Origin of the sequence: Streptomyces sp. NPDC047971 (assembly GCF_040653355.1) — a bacterium.
In the GTDB taxonomy this organism is placed as follows: domain Bacteria; phylum Actinomycetota; class Actinomycetes; order Streptomycetales; family Streptomycetaceae; genus Streptomyces.
Genome location: NZ_JBEZNW010000027.1, coordinates 92264 through 108820, shown reverse-complemented (window position 1 = coordinate 108820; position 16557 = coordinate 92264). Strand labels below are relative to the sequence as shown.

Sequence of the window (16557 nt, the reverse complement as noted above, 5' to 3'; positions counted from 1 at the left end):
TTCTCGGGGTGTCGGGGGTGCGCGCCCTTCGCGGAGCGGGTTCTGGTGGGCCACCCCTCCACCCGGAGGGGGCCGCCGCTTCCGTCATGGCTCACGGCTGCCGCACGACGTCCTCCACGCCCCACTGCGCGAGCAGCCGCAGAGCGTCCGCCGAGGCCGTCCCGGGCTCCGCCTGGTAGGTCACCAGAGCCAGGTCCGGGTCCGTACCGGAGACCTTCAACGACTCGTACTGCAACGTCATCTCGCCCACCAGCGGATGCCGCAGCCGCTTGCTGCCGTGCCCCTTGTCCGCGACGGTGTGCGCCGCCCACAGCGAGCGGAACTCCTCGCTGCGCACCGACAGCTCGCCGACCAGCGCGAGCAGCGCCGGATCGTCCGGGTAGCAGCCGGCGTACAACCGCAGCACGCTCACGACCTCGGTCGCCTTGCACTCCCAGTCCTGGTAGAGGTCGCGCGCGTGGGCGCCGAGGAAGACCATCCGGGCCATGTTGCGCTCCTCCGGCTCCATCGCCGCGAAGTCGCCGAGCAGCGCCCGGGCCATCCGGTTCCAGGCGAGGACGTCGAGCCGACGGCCGACGAGCAGGGCCGGGACGCCGTCCATCGAGTCCAGCAGGTGCCGCAGCCCCGGCCGCACCTGCTGGGGGCGGGTGATCGCCGCCCGGTGCTGCTTCTTCTTCGCCGTCGGCTTCGCCAGATGCGTCAGGTGCGCGCGCTCGGAGTCGTTCAGCCGCAGCGCCCGCGCGATCGCGTCCAGCACCTCCATCGACACATTGCGGCCGTTGCCCTGTTCCAGCCGCGTGTAGTAGGCCACCGACACCCCGGCAAGCTGTGCCAGCTCCTCCCGGCGCAGCCCCGGTACACGGCGGTGGCGCCCGAACTCCGGCAGACCCACGTCCTCCGGCTTCAGCCGGGCCCGGCGCGAGCGCAGGAATTCGCTGAGTTCGGCACTGAGATCCATGCGTCCCGATTATCCCAGGCGGCGGCCCCCGACGGGCGGGCGTTCCTGTCCCTGCCAGTGGTAGGCACGCTGGACGTAGGCAGGACAGAGGGCTGGGTGGACGAGCGGCACCTCGGCAGGCTGCATGCCATGACCACGAACGTTTCCGCCGTATCCGCCTACGCCGCGCCCGCCGCCAACGCCCCGCTGGAGCGCACCACCGTGCCGCGCCGCCCGGTCGGCGACCACGACGTCCTCATCGAGATCAGGTTCGCCGGCATCTGCCACTCCGACATCCACCAGGCCCGTGACGGCTGGGGAGAGGGCATCTTCCCGATGGTGCCCGGTCACGAGATCGCCGGCGTCGTCACCGAGGTCGGCGCAGGGGTCACCCGGCACGAGGTCGGCGACCGCGTCGGGGTCGGCTGCTTCGTCGACTCCTGCCGGGAGTGCGACTACTGCCTCCAGGGCCTGGAGCAGTACTGCGCGAAGGGCATGACCGGCACGTACAACGCCCTCGGAAAGGACGGGGAGCCGACCTACGGCGGCTACTCCACCCACATCGTCGTCGACGAGAACTACACCCTGCGCATCCCCGACGGCATCCCGCTCGACCAGGCCGCCCCGCTGCTCTGCGCGGGCATCACCCTCTACTCGCCGCTCGCCCACTGGAAGGCCGGCCCCGGCAAGAAGGTCGCCATCGTCGGCCTCGGCGGCCTCGGCCACATGGGCGTCAAGATCGCCCACGCGCTCGGCGCCGAGGTGACCGTGCTCAGCCAGTCCCTGAAGAAGCAGGAGGACGGCCTCAGGCTGGGCGCCGACCACTACCGCGCCACCAGCGACCCGGCGACCTTCACCGAGCTGGCCGGCACCTTCGACCTGATCGTCTCCACCGTCTCCGCCCCGCTCGACCTCGGCGCCTATCTCGGGCTGCTCAGGACGGACGGCGCGCTGGTGAACGTCGGCGCCCCCGAGGAGCCGGTCTCGCTCAACCTCTTCACGCTGATGCTCGGCCGCAAGACGCTCGCCGGCTCCGCGATCGGCGGCATCGCCGAGACCCAGGAGATGCTGGACTTCTGCGCGGAGCACGGACTGGGCGCGGAGATCGAGCTCATCCGCGCGGACCAGATCAACGAGGCGTACGAGCGGGTGCTGGCGAGCGATGTGCGCTACCGCTTCGTGATCGACGCGTCGACGATCTGAGCCCTCCGAGCGGCCTCCCGAACGGGACGGGTGCCGGGGCATGACGTCCGAGGTAATCGACCCCGTACGCCATGCCCCGGCATTCTTGCGTCATGACCGCTTACGCACTCGCGAACCTGCGCCCCCCGACCGCCCTCGACGACGAGGTCTTCACCTACATCGAGCGGATCCAGGCCACGCTGGACCCCTTCGGCGGCCGCTTCCTCGTGCACGGGGCCCCCGAACGGGAGGTCCGCGAGGGCGACTGGCCCGAAGCCCTCGTCATGATCGCCTTCCCTTCGATGGAGCAGGCGCGCGACTGGTACGACTCCGCCGCCTACCAGGAGATCCTCCCGCTGCGCAGCCGCCACATCCCCGGTGACATCCTGCTGATCGACGGCGTCGCCCCCGGCTACGACGCGGCGGCGACGGCCGCGGCGATGCGAGCCGCGTCAGGCGGTACGGCCTGAGCGCAGTTCGAGCGGGGTGCCGCCGAAGCCGGAGCGGAAGCGGTGGTCGTGGGAGACCGCGACGACGGCCCCCTCGAAAGCGGCGAGGGCCGCCTCCAGGTCCTCCACCAGGGAGAGCGCCACATGGTTGGTCGGCTCGTCCAGGACGAGCAGGTCGGCCGGCCGGCTGACCAGCCGGGCGAGCTCCAGCCGCCGCTGCTGGCCCACCGACAGCGCGGCCACCGGCACGGTCAGGTCCTCCTCCCGGAACAGCCCGAGGGCGAGCAGCTCGTCCGCGTGCTCCTCGGGCAGCCCGGGGCGGCCCGCCGCGTACGCCGTGAGCAGCGGCTCCCGTGACGGCACGGCGGGCAACTCCTGGGCCAGGTACCCGACCGGGCCCGGCCGGACGACCGTGCCGCTGTCCGGCCGCAGATCCCCGGCGAGCACCCGCAACAGGGTCGTCTTCCCGGCCCCGTTGGGCCCGGAGACGAGCAGCCGGTCGCCCGGCGAGATCCGCAGCTCGTCGATCCGCAGCCGTTCTCCGACGACGACGTCGGCGAGCTCGACGAGCGTCCTGTCGTGCGGACCGGGCCCGGCACCGGGCGCCGCGCGATGGGTCGGCGTCGGCTCCCCACCCGGCCGCGGGCCGTGGGCCGGCCTCGGGCCGCCGTCCGTGCCCGGTCCGCCGACCGGGTCCACGCCCGGCTCCGTGCCCGATCCTCGGCCCGTACCCGATCCGGCACCCGTACCCGATCCGCCGACCGTCGTCAGGCGGGCCGTGAACCGCAGCGGCTCCGGCGGGGGCGGTACCGGCGTCCTCCGCAGCAGCTCCAGTCGTACCCGGGCCGACCTGACCTGGCCGGACAGCTTGTTCTCGTGGGAGCGGCGGTGCTTGCCGAAGCCCTGGCGCGGGTCCTTGCCGGAGCCCGCCAGGCGTTGTCCGGCCGCCGCCACCAGCTCCTCCGTACGGGCCACCTCCTCCCGCCACTCCTCGTGCTCCCGCACGCGGCGGCGGCGATCGGCGGCCTTCGCCGCCCGGTAGCCGGACCAGCCGTCGCCGTACCGGGTCACCGCGCGCGTGTCGCGGTCGACCTCCAGGATCGCCGTCGCCATCCCCTCCAGGAACGCCCGGTCGTGGGTGACGGCCACCACCGTGCCCCGGTGGGTCCGCAGCCGCTCCTCCAGCCATCCGGCGGCCGCCCGGTCGAGATGGTTCGTCGGCTCGTCGAGCAGCAGCAGTTCGGCCCCGGAGGCCAGGACGCAGGCGAGGGCGAGCCGGGACTGTTCGCCGCCGGACAGGGTGCCGACGCGGCGCTCGTACGCGACGTGTCCGAGGCCGAGGCCGTGCAGCGCGGCGTCGACCCGGGCGTCGGCCTCGTACCCGCCGCGCTCCTCGTACCGGGCCGCCAGTTCGCCGTACGCGGCCAGCTCCTCGGCCGTCGCGGAGCCGAGCGACTCCTCGGCCGCCCGCATCTCCCGCTCCATCGACCGGAGTTCGGCGAGCGCCGCGTCGACGGTGTTCCGCACCGTGTGCTCGGGGCCGATGCCGAAGGACCCGGCGAGCGTCTGGGCCAGGTGGGCGGCGCCGCCGGGGAAACGGACGGTGACCTCGCCGGTGTCCGGGGCCTCCGCCCCGGCGAGGAGACGCAGCAGCGTGGACTTGCCGGAGCCGTTCTCGCCGATGACGGCGGTCCGCTCGCCGGGGCGGACGGTGAACGAGATCTGTTCGAGGACGGAGCGGTCCCCGTACGCCTTGGAGACGTCTTTCATGGTCATCTGGGCGCGGTCGCGCATGGGATCTTTCCCTGAAGGGTGGGGTTCGTTCGGGCCGGATGAAGGGACACCGGGACCGCCACTGCCGCGCCCCGAGGGCGCCGGATCAGCGGGTCAGACCGTGTCCGCGGCCGGAATCAGCGGAAGTAGTAGTGCGAACCCATGCGACCGAGTGTAGACGCGCGGTCCGCCGACGGCGCAGCCAATAGTGCGCGGTGACCACGGCGAGCAGCGGCCCCCACGCGAGCAGGGGCGCGTAGCAGGCGGTCATGACCACGTACGCGATCCCCTTCGGGGACTCCGGGTGCCCCATGGTCTCCGGGCCGTTCCAGCCGAAGGCGCCGAGCGTGGTGAGCGCGGTCAGGGCGAGCGCCCCGGTCCCGGCCAGGGGCACGGTGAACGAGGTCGCCACGCGCCGCCCGCCGATCAGCGGCATCCAGCGGGGGAACACCTGCCCCCAGGACTGGACGAGCCCCAGCGCGAGAAGCCCGATGGCCTCGACCACCACGGAGAGTCCGACCATGTAGAGCGAGAAGAAGCCGCCCGGCTCGACATCGGCCAGTGCGTTGGTACCGGTGAAGCCCACCGGGACGCCGCACGCCGCGGCCAGCCGCCACAGTCCGCTGGGCAGGGGTGCCAGCGCGGCGAGGTGGGCGGTGCGGACGACCCAGCGCGGCGGGGTGTCGATGACGGTCCTCATGCTCAGCAACCTTTCTCCTGCGGCCTGTCGGGGCCGTGTCCTGTCGGTGTGATCAGCCTCGTCCCGGGCCGGGGGCCGGGCCCATCCGCCGACCGGCAGATCCTCGTGCCGTACCGCCGCCGTCCTCTGCCGATCGGCAGAGGGTGTGAGGGACAGGTGATCCGTAAGGTGGGCGCGGGGGTGGGGACATGACGGGGACATGGGTGGCGGCCGCACCGGCCCTGATCGCGGCGGGAGCGCTCCTCGCGGGGGCGGTGCCGGTGCGGTGGAGCCGGCGCCCGGCGGAGCGGGAGGGACGGGCGGACGGGCCGCGCGCGCCGGCCGGGCGGACGGGCCGTGGGCCCGGCGGCACCGCACCGCCCTCGCCGGGGCGGTCGCCGATGGGGGCCGACCCCGATGACGCGCCCGCACGCCGGCACGGTCCGCTGCCCGGCCGGTGGGCGTACGCCGGGCGTGCGGCCGGTCTCGCCGGCGGCGTGCTGCTCGCCGTGCTCCCGCTCGTCGACGGCACGTCCGAGGAGTCCCGGTGGCTCCTCGGCGCGGCCTGCCTCCTGGTCGTGCTCCAGGCCGTGGCCTACCGCTGGGCCCCGCGCCGGGAGGCGTTCGCCGGGGGAGGGATCGCCGCCGCGGCGACGGCGCTGTGGACCGTCCCGCTCCTGCCGGGCGCCTCCTTCTTCGAGTACGTCGGCATGAGCGCGTTCTGGTGTGTGCCCTCACTGGGCGCGGCCGTCGTCGGCGGCTACCCGCGCTTCACCGACCGCCGCCGGACCCGTGCCGTGCGGGAGGCCCGGCACGCTCAGCAGCTCCGGCTCGCCCACGACCTCCACGACTTCGTCGCCCACGACATCAGTGGCATCGTCGCCCAGGCGCAGGCCGCGAGGTTCGTCGCCGGACAGGACCCGGCCGCGGCCCTGCCCGCCCTGGAGCGCATCGAGCGGGCGGGGCTCGCCGCCCTCGCCTCCATCGACCGCACGGTCTCCCTGCTCCGCGCGTCGGCGTCCGCCGATCGCGCACCCGTCCCCGGCCTCGGCGAACTGGCGGACCTGGTCCGCAGGTTCGGGGAGGAGGGCAGGACGGAGAGCCGACTCGACCTCGCCGACGGCGTCGAACACGCGCTGTCCCGGGAGGCCGCCGCCACCCTCCACCGGGTGGCGGCCGAAGCGCTGACCAACGTACGCCGCCATGCCCCCGCGGCGACCCGGGTCGACGTCGAACTGACCCTCCTCGCAGGGGAGGTGACGATGACGGTCACCAACGACGGCGTCCGTCCCGGCCCGCACCCCCGGCCCCGCGAACGCGGCGGAAGCGGGCTGCCGGCCCTCGCCGAGCGCGTACGCGCGAGCGGCGGAACACTGCGCACCGCCACCCACGACGGCAACTGGTGCCTCACCGCCACCCTGGACCGGACCGGAGACCGCCCATGACCACCCGCATCCTGATCGCCGACGACCAGGACGACGTCCGCAACGGCTTCCGGCTCATCCTCGACTCGCAACCGGACATGACCGTCGTCGCCGAGGCGGCCGACGGCGCCACCGCCGTCGACCTCGCCCGCACCCTGCGCCCCGACGTCGTCCTCGCCGACATCCGGATGCCGAGACTGGACGGTCTCGAGGTCACCCGCCGGCTCTCCGCCCGGACGAAGGTGATCGTGGTGACCACCTTCGACCTCGACGACTATGTCCACACCGCCCTGCGCCACGGCGCCTGCGGCTTCCTGCTCAAGCGCTCGGGGCCGGCACTGCTGATCGAGGCGGTACGGGCGGCGATGGCGGGCGACACGCTGATCAGCCCGCAGATCACCGTCCGTCTGCTGCGTCACCTCGCACCCGAGCCCGGCGACACCCCGCCCCAGGACCCGCTGACCCCACGGGAACGGGAGATCGTCCGGCTGGTCGCCCAGGGCCTGACGAACGCGGAGATCGCGTCCGCACTCGTGGTCACCCCCGGCACGGCCAAGACCCATCTGGCCAACATCCAGGCGAAGCTGGGCGTACGGAACCGGGTGGGAATCGCCGCCTGGGCCTGGCGGACCGGCCTGGCGACGCCGGCCCCGTAGGGAGCGCCGCCCGGACGACCTCGGCGCCCTCGGACATGCCGCACACCCCGGACGCACCGGGCTCCGCGATCCCGCTCATCGGTGAACCGGTGGGCTGATCCGCCGGGACCGCGGAGCGGCGCCCGCCGCTACTCGGCCTTCGCCACCCCGATCGGGCAGGACACGCCCGTGCCACCGATTCCGCAGTAGCCCGCCGGGTTCTTGTCCAGGTACTGCTGGTGGTAGCCCTCGGCGGGGAAGAAGGTACGGCCGTCCGCCGGGAGGATCTCGGTGGTGATCGTGCCGTAGCCGGAGCCCGTCAGGACCTGCTGGTAGGCGGCGCGGGAGGCGTCGACCGCCGCGGCCTGGGCGGGGGAGTGGGTGTAGACCGCCGAGCGGTACTGGGTGCCGACGTCGTTGCCCTGGCGGAAGCCCTGGGTCGGGTCGTGCGACTCCCAGAAGAGCTTGAGCAGCTGCTCGTACGAGACCTTCGCGGGATCGAAGACGACCCGGACCGCCTCGGTGTGGCCGGTGAGGCCCGAGCAGACCTCCTCGTAGGCCGGGTTCGGGGTGATGCCGCCCTGGTAGCCGACGAGCGTCGTCCAGACGCCCTCGGTCTGCCAGAACTTGCGCTCCGCGCCCCAGAAACAGCCGAGGGCGAAGTCGGCCACCTCAAGGCCGTCGGGGTACGGGCCGAGCAGCGGGTTGCCGAGGACGGTGTGGCGCTCGGGCACCGTGAACTCGGGTTCCGGGCGGCCCTTCAACGCCTGCTCGGGCGTGGGGAGGACGGGGGTGCGTGAAAGGAACATGCGGCTTCTCCTCGACGGTCGGCGTTACGCACAACGCCCGGGGGCCGGGAGGGATTCCCCCGGCCCCCCGGTCCCGATCGCCGGGCCCGGCCGGGCCCCCGACCGGCCCCGGTCCCGATCGCCGGGCCCGGCCGGGCCCCCGACCGGCCCCGGTCCCGACGCCCGGTCAGGCCCCCGACCCGTTGGCCACGCACTCGTCGCGCATCCGGCAGAACTCCTCCGCCGCGTCGCCCTTGTGGCGCCAGGGGATGAACGCGCCCGCGTGGCCGTCCACCCGGCGGAACTGGTCGAGCGCCTCGTCCCACCGTTCCTGCAGGTACAGGTAGTACGCCAGCAGGTGCCGGACCTCCGGCAGCCTCGGGTGGTCCGGGTCGGCGGCGGCCACGTCGGCGAGGACCGCGTCGACCGTCGCGTACATCTCGGGGGTGCGGTCGACGTCGGCGGTGTCCGAGTCGTCGTGCTCGAAGTGGGCGATCAGCGGGAACACCGACATCAGCGTCCCGGCCGGCGCCTCGGCCGCGGCCCGGACGGCGAAGGCGCGGGCGAGCTCCTCGGAGCCCCGCCACTTCGCGCACCAGTACTGCAGCGCCGAGAAGGTCGCCTCGTAGTGGTGCGGGGCGCGGCCGGTGATCTCCTTCCACACCTGCCGCATCTCCTCGTGCGGCCGGCCGAGGCCGATCGCCGTCCAGATCTCGCCCACGTACGGGGTCGGGTCGTCCGCAGGCGCCAGCTCCACGGCGCGGGCGTGCTCGTCACGGGAGCGGAGCAGCGTGCGGCGGAAGCCCTCGAACTGCTCCTGGGTGGTGTACTGCGCGCGCTTCGCCCCTCGGATCTTCCAGGCGAGGAACACGGTGCTGCGCGCCCGCAGCAGAGCCGCGGTGGGGTCGTCGGGCCGGGCGGCCTCCCAGGCCAGCAGCCACGCGTCGTCGTCGGCCGCCAGGTCGGCCAGCCGCTCGGTGAAGTGGGCCCGGAGCTCCCAGCCGCCCTTCGCCGCCGTCCCTTCGAGGAGTTCGGCGGCGGGCTGCCAGTCACCGGCCCCGGCCGCCGCGAGGGCGACGGTGAGGGCCGGCTGCAGCGGCGCGGGCAGTTCGGTGTTCTGGCGCTCGGGGGGCAGCAGCCCCAGCGCCGAGACGCGCGCGGCCCGCTCCTCGGCGGCGGCCTCGGCGGCCGGGTCGGAGCGCAGGCCCTCGATGGTGCCTTGGACGATGGCCTTGAGGAAGTACAGCCCCAGGGCCAGGACGCCCAGGACGAGGGGGGTGAGGACGATCCAGAGGATGATCACGGTGGGTCCGGTGACTTTCTGCGTACGGGGAGAGCGGTTCAGGAGGTGTGCAGGAGCAGACGGAGGGGGCCGGTGTCCGGACGGTCCGTGACCGCCGCGTCCAGGGCCGCCGGGAGTTCGTCCTCGTAGCCGGGCGGCAGCCGCAGCCGCGCCTCGGCCTCCCAGGAGAGCTGCCAGCGCGCCCGTCCGTCCTCGGTCAGGGCGCCGGCCACCAGCCCGGACAGGTTCCGCCGCAGCAGGGGCCGGGCGAACTCGCGGGCGGCCCGGCCCGTCGCGGCGGCCGCCTGCTCGGACTTCGGGAGCCGGTCGCCGATCGCCCAGCCATTCCCGGCGTCGATCGCGTCGAGCATCGCGTCCAGCGCCGTACGCGGCGTGGTCTCGCCCGGCACGGTGCCCGCCACCTCGGCCGTCGCACGGCGCACCGGTTCCGTGGCGCGCACCGCGTGGGCGCTCATCGCCTCGTGCACCAGGTCCGGCCAGGCCACTCGGCGCATCCGCAGCGCGTCCGCGGTCAGCGTGACGTCCTCCACGGCGGCGAGCGAGCGGTCGGGCGAGACGAGCAGGGAGAGCGAGGGCGGTGAGGGGGTGGCGTCGCGGCCGTCGTCGGGCAGCGCTTCGACGAGGGCGACCCGCTCGGCCATCGGCGGGTGGGAGTCGTAGGGGGAGGCGGGGTGCGTCGGCAGGTCGTACCGCAGCTCGTCCAGTTCCTCGCCGCGCGCGGCGAGCAGATGCCGTACGCCCCCGATCACCTCGCCGTGCGGCGGCAGCAGCCCGAACTCGGCGCCCAGCGTGGCGTAGGAGTCGAGGAAGAAGCCGTGGGCCGTCTCCACGACGACGATCTCGCGCAGCGCCGACGCGGTCGCGTCACGGCCGGCGATCCGGGCCGCCGCCAGGTCGGCGGCGAGCTCCTGGCGACGCGAATCGGCCTGCGTGGCCCGCAGGGAGAGCCGTCCGTACGCGGTGTAGATCCGGGCCATCGTGCGGAAGGTGAAGCCGACGCCGGTCGTGTCGATCTCGTGCGCCTTCTTGCCCTTGGAGATCCGCTTCGCGGCCTTCTTCTCCTGCCGCGCCACCTCCTTGGCGACCTTGCCCCCGGCCTTCGCCTCGAAGTGCGCGACGGTCCGTTCGACCTGGACGCGGCCACGGGCGGTGATGCCGGAGAGGCGGGTGTCGGCGTGGGTGAAGTGCCCGAACTCATGGGCGAGCACGGCCCGCAGCTGCGCCTCCGTGAGTCCGGCCATCAGCGGCAGGCCCAGGTAGAGGCGGCGCCGGCCGCCCAGCAGGCCGAGCAGCCGGGAGTCCTCGCTGACGGCCGCGTTGACCTCGCCGGTCAGCCGGATCTCGTGCGGCGCCCGGGTGCCGACCCGATCGGCCAGCTCCCGCACGGTCCGCCAGAGCCGAGGCTCGTCGGCCTCGCCGACGAGGACGCTCGTGGTGATCTCGTCCTGCGGGGTCCGCAGCATGAGCATGCCGCGGACGATGGGGACCGCGAGGACGGCGGTGACGACGTAGAACTTGAGCGCCCAGGGGCCGGGGGCCCAGAGCGCGGCCGCCCAGTCGACCAGAGCGAGCAGGGCCAGCAGCGCGATGCCGAGGAGATGGAAGCCGGCAAGCAGGACGAGGGCGCGCAGCGCGCGCAGAGAAGCGCCCATCGGGCAGAGTTCCCCCACGGAGAAATGGCGATCGGTGATGCTGTGGGGGGAAGCGGAGTATCACCCATCGGCGCGTGCGGCGTCCACAGGGAAACGGCGCCCGACCTGGGCATCCGTACGCGGCGCCCCTCGCGACGCCGCCTCCGCCCGCGTCCCCGGGCGCCGTCCCGACCTCCGTCCGGCCCGCGGCCGTCTCCGCCGCCTACGGCCCGCGACCCCGCCTCCGCCCTCGGCCGGCGGCGTCGTCCCGGGCCTCCCGTACGGACCCGCCGCGCTACCGCGGCAGCGTCGCCGGGCTTCCGCCGTTCGCCTCGTAGCCGGCCACGGCCAGGTTCCGGTACACCGTGTACTCCGCGGCCGGGTCCTCGCTCAGCGTCCACGGCAGCGCGCCGACGTGGCCGTCCACGTGGACGATCTGGTGCATCGCCTCGGTCCACCGCTCGGCGCGCACCAGGAACAGCACCAGCAGATGACGGACGTGCGCCAGCATCGGGTCGTCGGGGCGGGCGGAGTGGACCGCGTACAGCGCGCCCTCCATCGCCTTCCTGACCACCTCGGTCCGGTAGAAGTCCTGCACGATGACGATCTCGGGCAGGTGCTCGTACACCGCGAACAGCGGCAGGGCCGCGAGCAGCGAGCCCTGCGGGGCGCGGGCGGCGGCCGAGGTGGCGAAGCGGTCGGCGTCGGTGCGCGAGCCGTGCCACTTCTCGCACCAGAAGTGCAGGGCGGCCAGATGCGCCCCCATGTGCTGCGGGGCGCGGTCGATGATCTTCGCCCAGACCTGGTCGAACTCCTCGTGGCTGTAGCCGAGTCCGCGGGCGACGGCGAGCTGCACGAGGTACGGGACGGGGTCGCCGGGAGCGAGCAGCGCCGCCTCCTCGCTCACCTTCTTCGCCTCTTCGAGGATGATCCGGAAGTCGTCCGTGCCGGCCGCCGAGGAGCGCCACGCCTGCTGCACCAGGAACTCGGCGTGCACGGCGGCCCCGCCCGGGTCCTTGGGGGAGTCGGCGCGCCAGGCGCGCAGCCACGCGCCACCGACGCCCGGCTTCTGCTGGAGCTCCAGGGAGGCCGCGCCCGCGAACGCCTGGACACGCTGCCAGCGGACCTCGCCCTCCTTCTCGGTGCCGGCGAGGAGCTGCGAGGCCGCTCGCCAGTCCTGCGTCGCCTGGACCACGTCGAGGACGTCGAGCAGGTCGGCGTCGGGCCCCGGCATCCGCACGTCCTGCTGCTCCTGGCGGGCGAAGCCGTACGCCTCGGGGTCGGCGGCGTCGGGCGCTCCGGGCGCGACCTGATGGATTCCGACGGCGCGGCGGCGTCGCAGATACGGAGCGAGGACGGCGAACAGCAGACCCATCGCGAGCAGGAACCAGAGAATCTCCATGGGTCCATTGTCCAGGACGGCCCGCGCGGCCCGTCAGGCCCGGGCGGCCCGCGGTGACGGTGCACGGGACCGGCCACGCTGTGAGACACCCCGTGAGACGTCGGCGGCGGCGGACCGGGCTCAGGACTACGCTCCTGCCTCATGAGCGACGAGCACACGCACCAGAGCTTCGAGACCCGCGCCATCCACGCGGGCAACACGGCCGACCCGCTGACCGGCGCGGTCGTCCCGCCCATCTACCAGGTGTCCACCTACAAGCAGGACGGCGTCGGTGGGCTGCGCGGCGGTTACGAGTACAGCCGCAGCGCCAACCCGACCCGTACCGCCCTCGAGGAGAACCTCGCGGCGCTGGAGGGCGGCCGGCGCGGTCTCGCCTTCGCCTCCGGACTCGCGGCCGAGGACTGCCTCCTGCGGACGCTGCTGACCCCCGGCGACCACGTGGTCATCCCCAACGACGCCTACGGCGGCACCTTCCGGCTCTTCGCCAAGGTCGTCCAGCGCTGGGGCGTGGACTTCTCGGTCGCCGACACCTCCGACGTCGAGGCCGTGCGCGCCGCGGTCAACGACCGTACGAAGGTGATCTGGGTCGAGACCCCGTCGAACCCCCTTCTCGGCATCACCGACATCGCGGCCGTCGCGGACGTGGCCCGTACGGCGGGCGCGAAGCTGGTCGTCGACAACACCTTCGCCTCGCCCTACCTCCAGCAGCCGCTCTCGCTCGGCGCGGACGTCGTGGTGCACTCGCTGACGAAGTACATGGGCGGTCACTCCGACGTCGTCGGCGGCGCGCTGGTGACGGCCGACGAGGCGCTCGGCGAGGAACTGGCGTACCACCAGAACGCGATGGGCGCGGTGGCCGGTCCCTTCGACTCGTGGATCGTGCTGCGCGGCATCAAGACGCTGGCCGTGCGCATGGACCGGCACAGCGAGAACGCGGGCAAGATCGTCGAGATGCTGACCCAGCACCCGAAGGTCACCCAGGTCCTGTACCCGGGGCTGCCGGAGCACCCGGGGCACGAGATCGCCGCCAAGCAGATGAAGGCGTTCGGCGGGATGATCTCCTTCCGTGTCGCCGGCGGCGAGGCGGCGGCGGTGGAGGTCTGCAACCGCGCCAAGCTGTTCACCCTGGGTGAGTCCCTGGGCGGTGTGGAGTCGCTGATCGAGCACCCCGGCCGGATGACGCACGCGAGCGTGGCGGGCTCGGCCCTGGAGGTCCCGGCGGACCTGGTCCGGCTCTCGGTGGGCATCGAGAACGTGGACGACCTGCTGGCGGACCTGCGCCAGGCGCTGGGCTAGCAGCCGCCGGCACGCGACCGGTCCCCGGCCGGGGACCGGTCGCGCAGTGCGCCGGGACCCGCCTGTCGGGCGCCCGCTCCGGGGCGCCCGGTCAGGCCGAGACCTTCTCGTCCTCCAGTGATTCGCGGATCATGGTCCGCAGGTCGATGCTGTCGGTGTGACCGTGCACCGAGACCGCGTGCTCGGCCGCGGCCTGTACGACTTCCTCTTCCTCACCGGTGATGGTGAGCGTGCAGCCCATCACGCTGGGCGTCTTCCGGCAGTCGGCGACTTTCCTGGTCATGGCGGCCTCCTGGGTCTCCTTCTTCCAGGCTAGGGCCGTCGTCACCAGCCTTCGAGCGGTGGAGTGGTCTGCGAGGGCGGTACGTGCCAGGGTTCGGCCACCGACGCCCACACCGCGAAGGCCAGCACGGCCGCGGCCAGCAGCATCCACAGCGCGCGGCGCACGGCCCGGTCGCGGTGCATCAGACGGGTCCCGCGCTCGACGGCCCGCGCGGCCAGGTCGGCGGGGACCTGCGGATGGGTGCTGTCGAGCATCCGCCGGACCTCGTCCTCCTTGCGCTCGTGGCGGTTCACGACGCGACCTCCCCCGGCAGATCACGGGGGCCGGATCCGGCCCGCGGGTCCCGTCGGTCCCGCAGGGCGGCCACCGCACGGGCGCAGACGGCGCGGACGCGTTCCTCGGGCAGCCCCAGCAGGGCCGCGGTCTGCTCCTCCGCCACCCCTTCGTACAGCCGGAGCACCAGGACGAGACGTTCCTGCGGGGTGAGCGCGGCGAGGACTCCGCCCCGGCCGCGGTGGTGCCGCCAGGCGGCGCGGGCGAAGCGTGCGGCGAGGTCGGCACGGGTGCGGTCGTACGGATCCTCGCCGCGCAGCCGGTCCCAGTGGGCGTAGGTGTGCGCGAGGGAGGCCGTCAGCAGCGCCTGCGCGCGCGGGTTGCGGGCTCTCGTCTCGGCGGTGAGCAGCGTCGCGGCATGCAGCAGCCGCCCCGCCGCTCCCGCCACGAACGCCTCGAACTGCCGGGTGCGCCGACGCGGTTCGCCTCCGTGGTCGCCGCCCCGGCCGACCTGTCGATCTCGCACGTCCTCATATGAGGACAGCGCGCCGCCCGGGTCAAGAGGTCGCGGAGGACTCCGTGTCGACGGCCGGCGGCAGACCCGACTGCCGGGCGGACAGGGCCGAGTTGAAGCGGGTGAGCAGGGTGCAGAACGACTCGCGCTCGTCCGCCGTCCAGCCGTCCGTCACCTGTGCCATCAACTCGCGGCGGGAGGCGCGGACCTCCTCCAGGCGGGCCAGCCCGCGCGGCGAGAGCTGGAGCACGACCGCCCGCCCGTCCTCGGGGTGCGAGGTGCGCTTGACCAGGCCCGTGTCGACGAGCGGGGCGACCTGGCGCGTGACGGTGGACGAGTCGATGCCCATGCCCGCCGCGAGTGCCTTGACGCCCATCGGGCCTTCCTGGTCCAGCCTGTTCAGGAGCAGATAGGCGGCGCGGTCCATCGAGTTGCGGAGCTGCCCGGTACCGCCGAGCCGGGTCTGTTCGGCCCGGCGGGCGAAGACGGCCACCTGGTGCTGGAGGGCATCGAGGAGACCGGGGTCAAGCTCAGTCGTCATGTCCTGAGATGTGGGCATGGCTGTGGGGGCTCTCTCGTGCGGTGGTCGGTTGGTGGGGGACAGAGTACGCGGACCTTCGAGGGTCCGTACCTGCGCTGCGCAAACCCGCGGTGGCGGGAGAGACCCGGGCGGCCACGGGGTCCGTGAGCTGCGAGACTTGCTGTCATGAGCTTCCGTAGGCCAGACCCCTTGCACCATCTGATCCTCGACGATGTGCGCGGGGCGCAGAAGATGCTCTCCGGGGTGGCCAGAATGACCGCGATGGAGGGCAGCCGTTATCTGTCCTCGCTGGTGGGGGCCCCTGTCCACCTCAAGTGCGAGAACCTTCAACGAACGGGTTCGTTCAAGCTGAGGGGCGCGTACGTACGGATCGCCGGGCTGCGGCCGGAGCAGCGGGCGGCCGGGGTGGTCGCCGCTTCGGCGGGCAACCACGCGCAGGGAGTGGCGCTGGCCTCCGCGCTCCTCGGGGTCCACTCCACGGTCTTCATGCCCGTCGGCGCCCCGCTGCCGAAGGTCGCGGCGACCCGGGACTACGGCGCCGATGTGCGGCTGCACGGACATGTCGTGGACGAGACGCTGGCGGCCGCGGAGGAGTACGCGGCGGAGACGGGCGCCGTCTTCATCCACCCCTTCGACCACCCGGACATCATCGCCGGGCAGGGCACGGTCGGTCTGGAGATCCTGGAGCAGTGCCCGGAGGTCCGCACGATCCTGGTCGGGGTCGGCGGCGGCGGTCTGGTGGCCGGCATCGGGCTCGCGGTGAAGTCGGTGCGCCCCGACGTCAAGGTGATCGGGGTCCAGGCGGCGGGCGCGGCCGCGTATCCGCCGTCGCTGACCGCCGGGCATCCGGTGGCGATCGAGTCGCCGATGACGATGGCGGACGGGATCAAGGTGGGGCGCCCGGGAGACGTGCCGTTCTCGATCGTCCAGGAGTACGTCGACGAGATCCGCACGGTCTCCGAGGACGCGCTCTCCTCCGCTCTGCTGCTCTGCCTGGAGCGGGCGAAGCTGGTCGTCGAGCCGGCCGGAGCGAGTCCGGTGGCGGCCCTGCTGAGCGAACCGACGTCGTTCGCGGGCCCGGTCGTCGCGGTCCTGTCCGGCGGGAACGTGGACCCGGTGCTCATGCAGCGGGTCCTGCGCCACGGCATGGCGGCCGGGGGCCGCTACCTCAGCCTTCGGCTGCGCGTGACGGACCGGCCGGGCGCGCTGGCGACCCTCCTCGCGGTGCTGACGGTGGTGGACGCGAACGTGCTCGACGTGAGCCACGTGCGCACCGATCCGCGCCTCGGGCTGACGGAGGCGGAGGTCGAGCTGCACCTGGAGACCAAGGGTCCGGAGCACTGCGAGGAGGTCGAGGCGGCCCTTCGGGACGCGGGCTACGTGGTCCTGACCTAGGCGTTCGCTCCGTTCGCGACGCATCGCGTCGGCAGGTGTGGTCGGGGTCACG

Annotated in this window: 17 protein-coding genes; 6 read left to right on the top strand and 11 right to left on the bottom strand. The window is 73.5% G+C overall.

Annotated features, from left to right (window positions below; all coding sequences use genetic code 11):
• Window positions 1-91: 91 nt before the first annotated feature.
• The gene (locus AB0D99_RS24330; RefSeq protein WP_362365923.1) at window positions 92-958 is read right to left on the bottom strand and encodes a helix-turn-helix transcriptional regulator; all 867 of its coding nucleotides are present in this window, start codon (window positions 956-958) and stop codon (window positions 92-94) included.
• 129 nt (window positions 959-1087) lie between these two features.
• Here AB0D99_RS24330 and AB0D99_RS24325 point away from each other — a divergent pair, with 129 nt between their 5' ends.
• Both AB0D99_RS24325 and AB0D99_RS24320 read left to right on the top strand, forming a co-directional pair.
• Window positions 1088-2140: an NAD(P)-dependent alcohol dehydrogenase gene (locus tag AB0D99_RS24325; protein WP_362365920.1), complete on the top strand. Its 1053-nt coding sequence runs from the start codon at window positions 1088-1090 to the stop codon at window positions 2138-2140.
• Between the two features lie 92 nt (window positions 2141-2232).
• Complete coding sequence (locus AB0D99_RS24320) at window positions 2233-2589, top strand: DUF1330 domain-containing protein (protein ID WP_362365917.1); 357 nt, start codon at window positions 2233-2235, stop codon at window positions 2587-2589.
• Here the strand turns inward: AB0D99_RS24320 and AB0D99_RS24315 are convergent.
• Together AB0D99_RS24315 and AB0D99_RS24310 are read right to left on the bottom strand one after the other, a co-directional pair.
• Window positions 2572-4362: an ABC-F family ATP-binding cassette domain-containing protein gene (locus AB0D99_RS24315; RefSeq protein ID WP_362365914.1), complete on the bottom strand. Its 1791-nt coding sequence runs from the start codon at window positions 4360-4362 to the stop codon at window positions 2572-2574. The two genes, AB0D99_RS24320 and AB0D99_RS24315, sit on opposite strands and share 18 nt — an antisense overlap.
• 85 nt (window positions 4363-4447) lie before the next feature.
• Window positions 4448-5041, bottom strand: coding sequence for a hypothetical protein (locus tag AB0D99_RS24310; protein WP_362365912.1), 594 nt, complete (start codon window positions 5039-5041; stop codon window positions 4448-4450).
• Window positions 5042-5229: 188 nt separating this feature from the next.
• Between AB0D99_RS24310 and AB0D99_RS24305 the strand changes: the two genes are divergently transcribed.
• Together AB0D99_RS24305 and AB0D99_RS24300 are read left to right on the top strand one after the other, a co-directional pair.
• Window positions 5230-6465 carry a histidine kinase gene (locus AB0D99_RS24305; RefSeq protein WP_362365909.1) on the top strand — a complete coding sequence of 412 codons (1236 nt, stop codon included), beginning with the start codon at window positions 5230-5232 and terminating at the stop codon, window positions 6463-6465.
• Window positions 6462-7100, top strand: a complete 639-nt coding sequence (locus tag AB0D99_RS24300) for a response regulator transcription factor (RefSeq protein ID WP_362365906.1) — start codon at window positions 6462-6464, stop codon at window positions 7098-7100. The genes AB0D99_RS24305 and AB0D99_RS24300 overlap by 4 nt, the downstream gene beginning before the upstream one ends.
• Before the next feature lie 128 nt (window positions 7101-7228).
• Here AB0D99_RS24300 and msrA read toward each other — a convergent pair whose 3' ends face one another.
• The 4 genes from msrA to AB0D99_RS24280 form a co-directional block, all read right to left on the bottom strand.
• Window positions 7229-7888, bottom strand: a complete 660-nt coding sequence (gene msrA / locus AB0D99_RS24295) for a peptide-methionine (S)-S-oxide reductase MsrA (protein WP_362365902.1) — start codon at window positions 7886-7888, stop codon at window positions 7229-7231.
• Window positions 7889-8054: 166 nt separating this feature from the next.
• Window positions 8055-9170, bottom strand: coding sequence for a hypothetical protein (locus AB0D99_RS24290; RefSeq protein ID WP_362365899.1), 1116 nt, complete (start codon window positions 9168-9170; stop codon window positions 8055-8057).
• 38 nt (window positions 9171-9208) lie between these two features.
• Window positions 9209-10822 carry a M48 family metallopeptidase gene (locus tag AB0D99_RS24285; RefSeq protein WP_362365897.1) on the bottom strand — a complete coding sequence of 538 codons (1614 nt, stop codon included), beginning with the start codon at window positions 10820-10822 and terminating at the stop codon, window positions 9209-9211.
• 274 nt (window positions 10823-11096) lie between these two features.
• A complete protein-coding gene (locus tag AB0D99_RS24280) occupies window positions 11097-12203 on the bottom strand; it encodes a hypothetical protein (RefSeq protein ID WP_362365894.1) in 1107 nt (368 codons plus the stop codon).
• Between the two features lie 141 nt (window positions 12204-12344).
• On the opposite strand from AB0D99_RS24280, the gene AB0D99_RS24275 reads away from it, so the two are divergent.
• Window positions 12345-13499, top strand: coding sequence for a cystathionine gamma-synthase (locus AB0D99_RS24275; RefSeq protein ID WP_362365891.1), 1155 nt, complete (start codon window positions 12345-12347; stop codon window positions 13497-13499).
• 91 nt (window positions 13500-13590) lie between these two features.
• On the opposite strand, the gene AB0D99_RS24270 is transcribed toward AB0D99_RS24275, so the two are convergent.
• The 4 genes from AB0D99_RS24270 to AB0D99_RS24255 are packed head-to-tail and all read right to left on the bottom strand — an operon-like array spanning window position 13591 to window position 15128.
• The gene (locus AB0D99_RS24270) at window positions 13591-13782 is read right to left on the bottom strand and encodes a DUF1059 domain-containing protein (RefSeq protein ID WP_362365888.1); all 192 of its coding nucleotides are present in this window, start codon (window positions 13780-13782) and stop codon (window positions 13591-13593) included.
• A 41-nt stretch (window positions 13783-13823) separates the two neighbouring features.
• Entirely contained in the window at window positions 13824-14075 is a 252-nt protein-coding gene (locus AB0D99_RS24265; protein ID WP_362365885.1) for a hypothetical protein, read from the bottom strand.
• Window positions 14072-14581 carry a sigma factor-like helix-turn-helix DNA-binding protein gene (locus AB0D99_RS24260; protein WP_362365882.1) on the bottom strand — a complete coding sequence of 170 codons (510 nt, stop codon included), beginning with the start codon at window positions 14579-14581 and terminating at the stop codon, window positions 14072-14074. The genes AB0D99_RS24265 and AB0D99_RS24260 overlap by 4 nt, the downstream gene beginning before the upstream one ends.
• A gap of 31 nt (window positions 14582-14612) precedes the next feature.
• Window positions 14613-15128 carry a MarR family transcriptional regulator gene (locus AB0D99_RS24255; protein WP_362365879.1) on the bottom strand — a complete coding sequence of 172 codons (516 nt, stop codon included), beginning with the start codon at window positions 15126-15128 and terminating at the stop codon, window positions 14613-14615.
• Window positions 15129-15275: 147 nt separating this feature from the next.
• Here AB0D99_RS24255 and ilvA point away from each other — a divergent pair, with 147 nt between their 5' ends.
• Window positions 15276-16505, top strand: a complete 1230-nt coding sequence (gene ilvA / locus AB0D99_RS24250) for a threonine ammonia-lyase (RefSeq protein ID WP_362365875.1) — start codon at window positions 15276-15278, stop codon at window positions 16503-16505.
• Window positions 16506-16557 lie beyond the last annotated feature (52 nt).

Bases quoted from the DNA above. Each gene is read 5' to 3' on its own strand.
- AB0D99_RS24330 (WP_362365923.1), bottom strand. From the start codon at position 958: ATGGATCTCAGTGCCGAACTCAGCGAATTCCTGCGCTCGCGCCGGGCC.
- AB0D99_RS24325 (WP_362365920.1), top strand. From the start codon at position 1,088: ATGACCACGAACGTTTCCGCCGTATCCGCCTACGCCGCGCCCGCCGCC.
- AB0D99_RS24320 (WP_362365917.1), top strand. From the start codon at position 2,233: ATGACCGCTTACGCACTCGCGAACCTGCGCCCCCCGACCGCCCTCGAC.
- AB0D99_RS24315 (WP_362365914.1), bottom strand. From the start codon at position 4,362: ATGCGCGACCGCGCCCAGATGACCATGAAAGACGTCTCCAAGGCGTAC.
- AB0D99_RS24310 (WP_362365912.1), bottom strand. From the start codon at position 5,041: ATGAGGACCGTCATCGACACCCCGCCGCGCTGGGTCGTCCGCACCGCC.
- AB0D99_RS24305 (WP_362365909.1), top strand. From the start codon at position 5,230: ATGACGGGGACATGGGTGGCGGCCGCACCGGCCCTGATCGCGGCGGGA.
- AB0D99_RS24300 (WP_362365906.1), top strand. From the start codon at position 6,462: ATGACCACCCGCATCCTGATCGCCGACGACCAGGACGACGTCCGCAAC.
- msrA (WP_362365902.1), bottom strand. From the start codon at position 7,888: ATGTTCCTTTCACGCACCCCCGTCCTCCCCACGCCCGAGCAGGCGTTG.
- AB0D99_RS24285 (WP_362365897.1), bottom strand. From the start codon at position 10,822: ATGGGCGCTTCTCTGCGCGCGCTGCGCGCCCTCGTCCTGCTTGCCGGC.
- AB0D99_RS24280 (WP_362365894.1), bottom strand. From the start codon at position 12,203: ATGGAGATTCTCTGGTTCCTGCTCGCGATGGGTCTGCTGTTCGCCGTC.
- AB0D99_RS24275 (WP_362365891.1), top strand. From the start codon at position 12,345: ATGAGCGACGAGCACACGCACCAGAGCTTCGAGACCCGCGCCATCCAC.
- AB0D99_RS24270 (WP_362365888.1), bottom strand. From the start codon at position 13,782: ATGACCAGGAAAGTCGCCGACTGCCGGAAGACGCCCAGCGTGATGGGC.
- AB0D99_RS24255 (WP_362365879.1), bottom strand. From the start codon at position 15,128: ATGCCCACATCTCAGGACATGACGACTGAGCTTGACCCCGGTCTCCTC.
- ilvA (WP_362365875.1), top strand. From the start codon at position 15,276: ATGAGCTTCCGTAGGCCAGACCCCTTGCACCATCTGATCCTCGACGAT.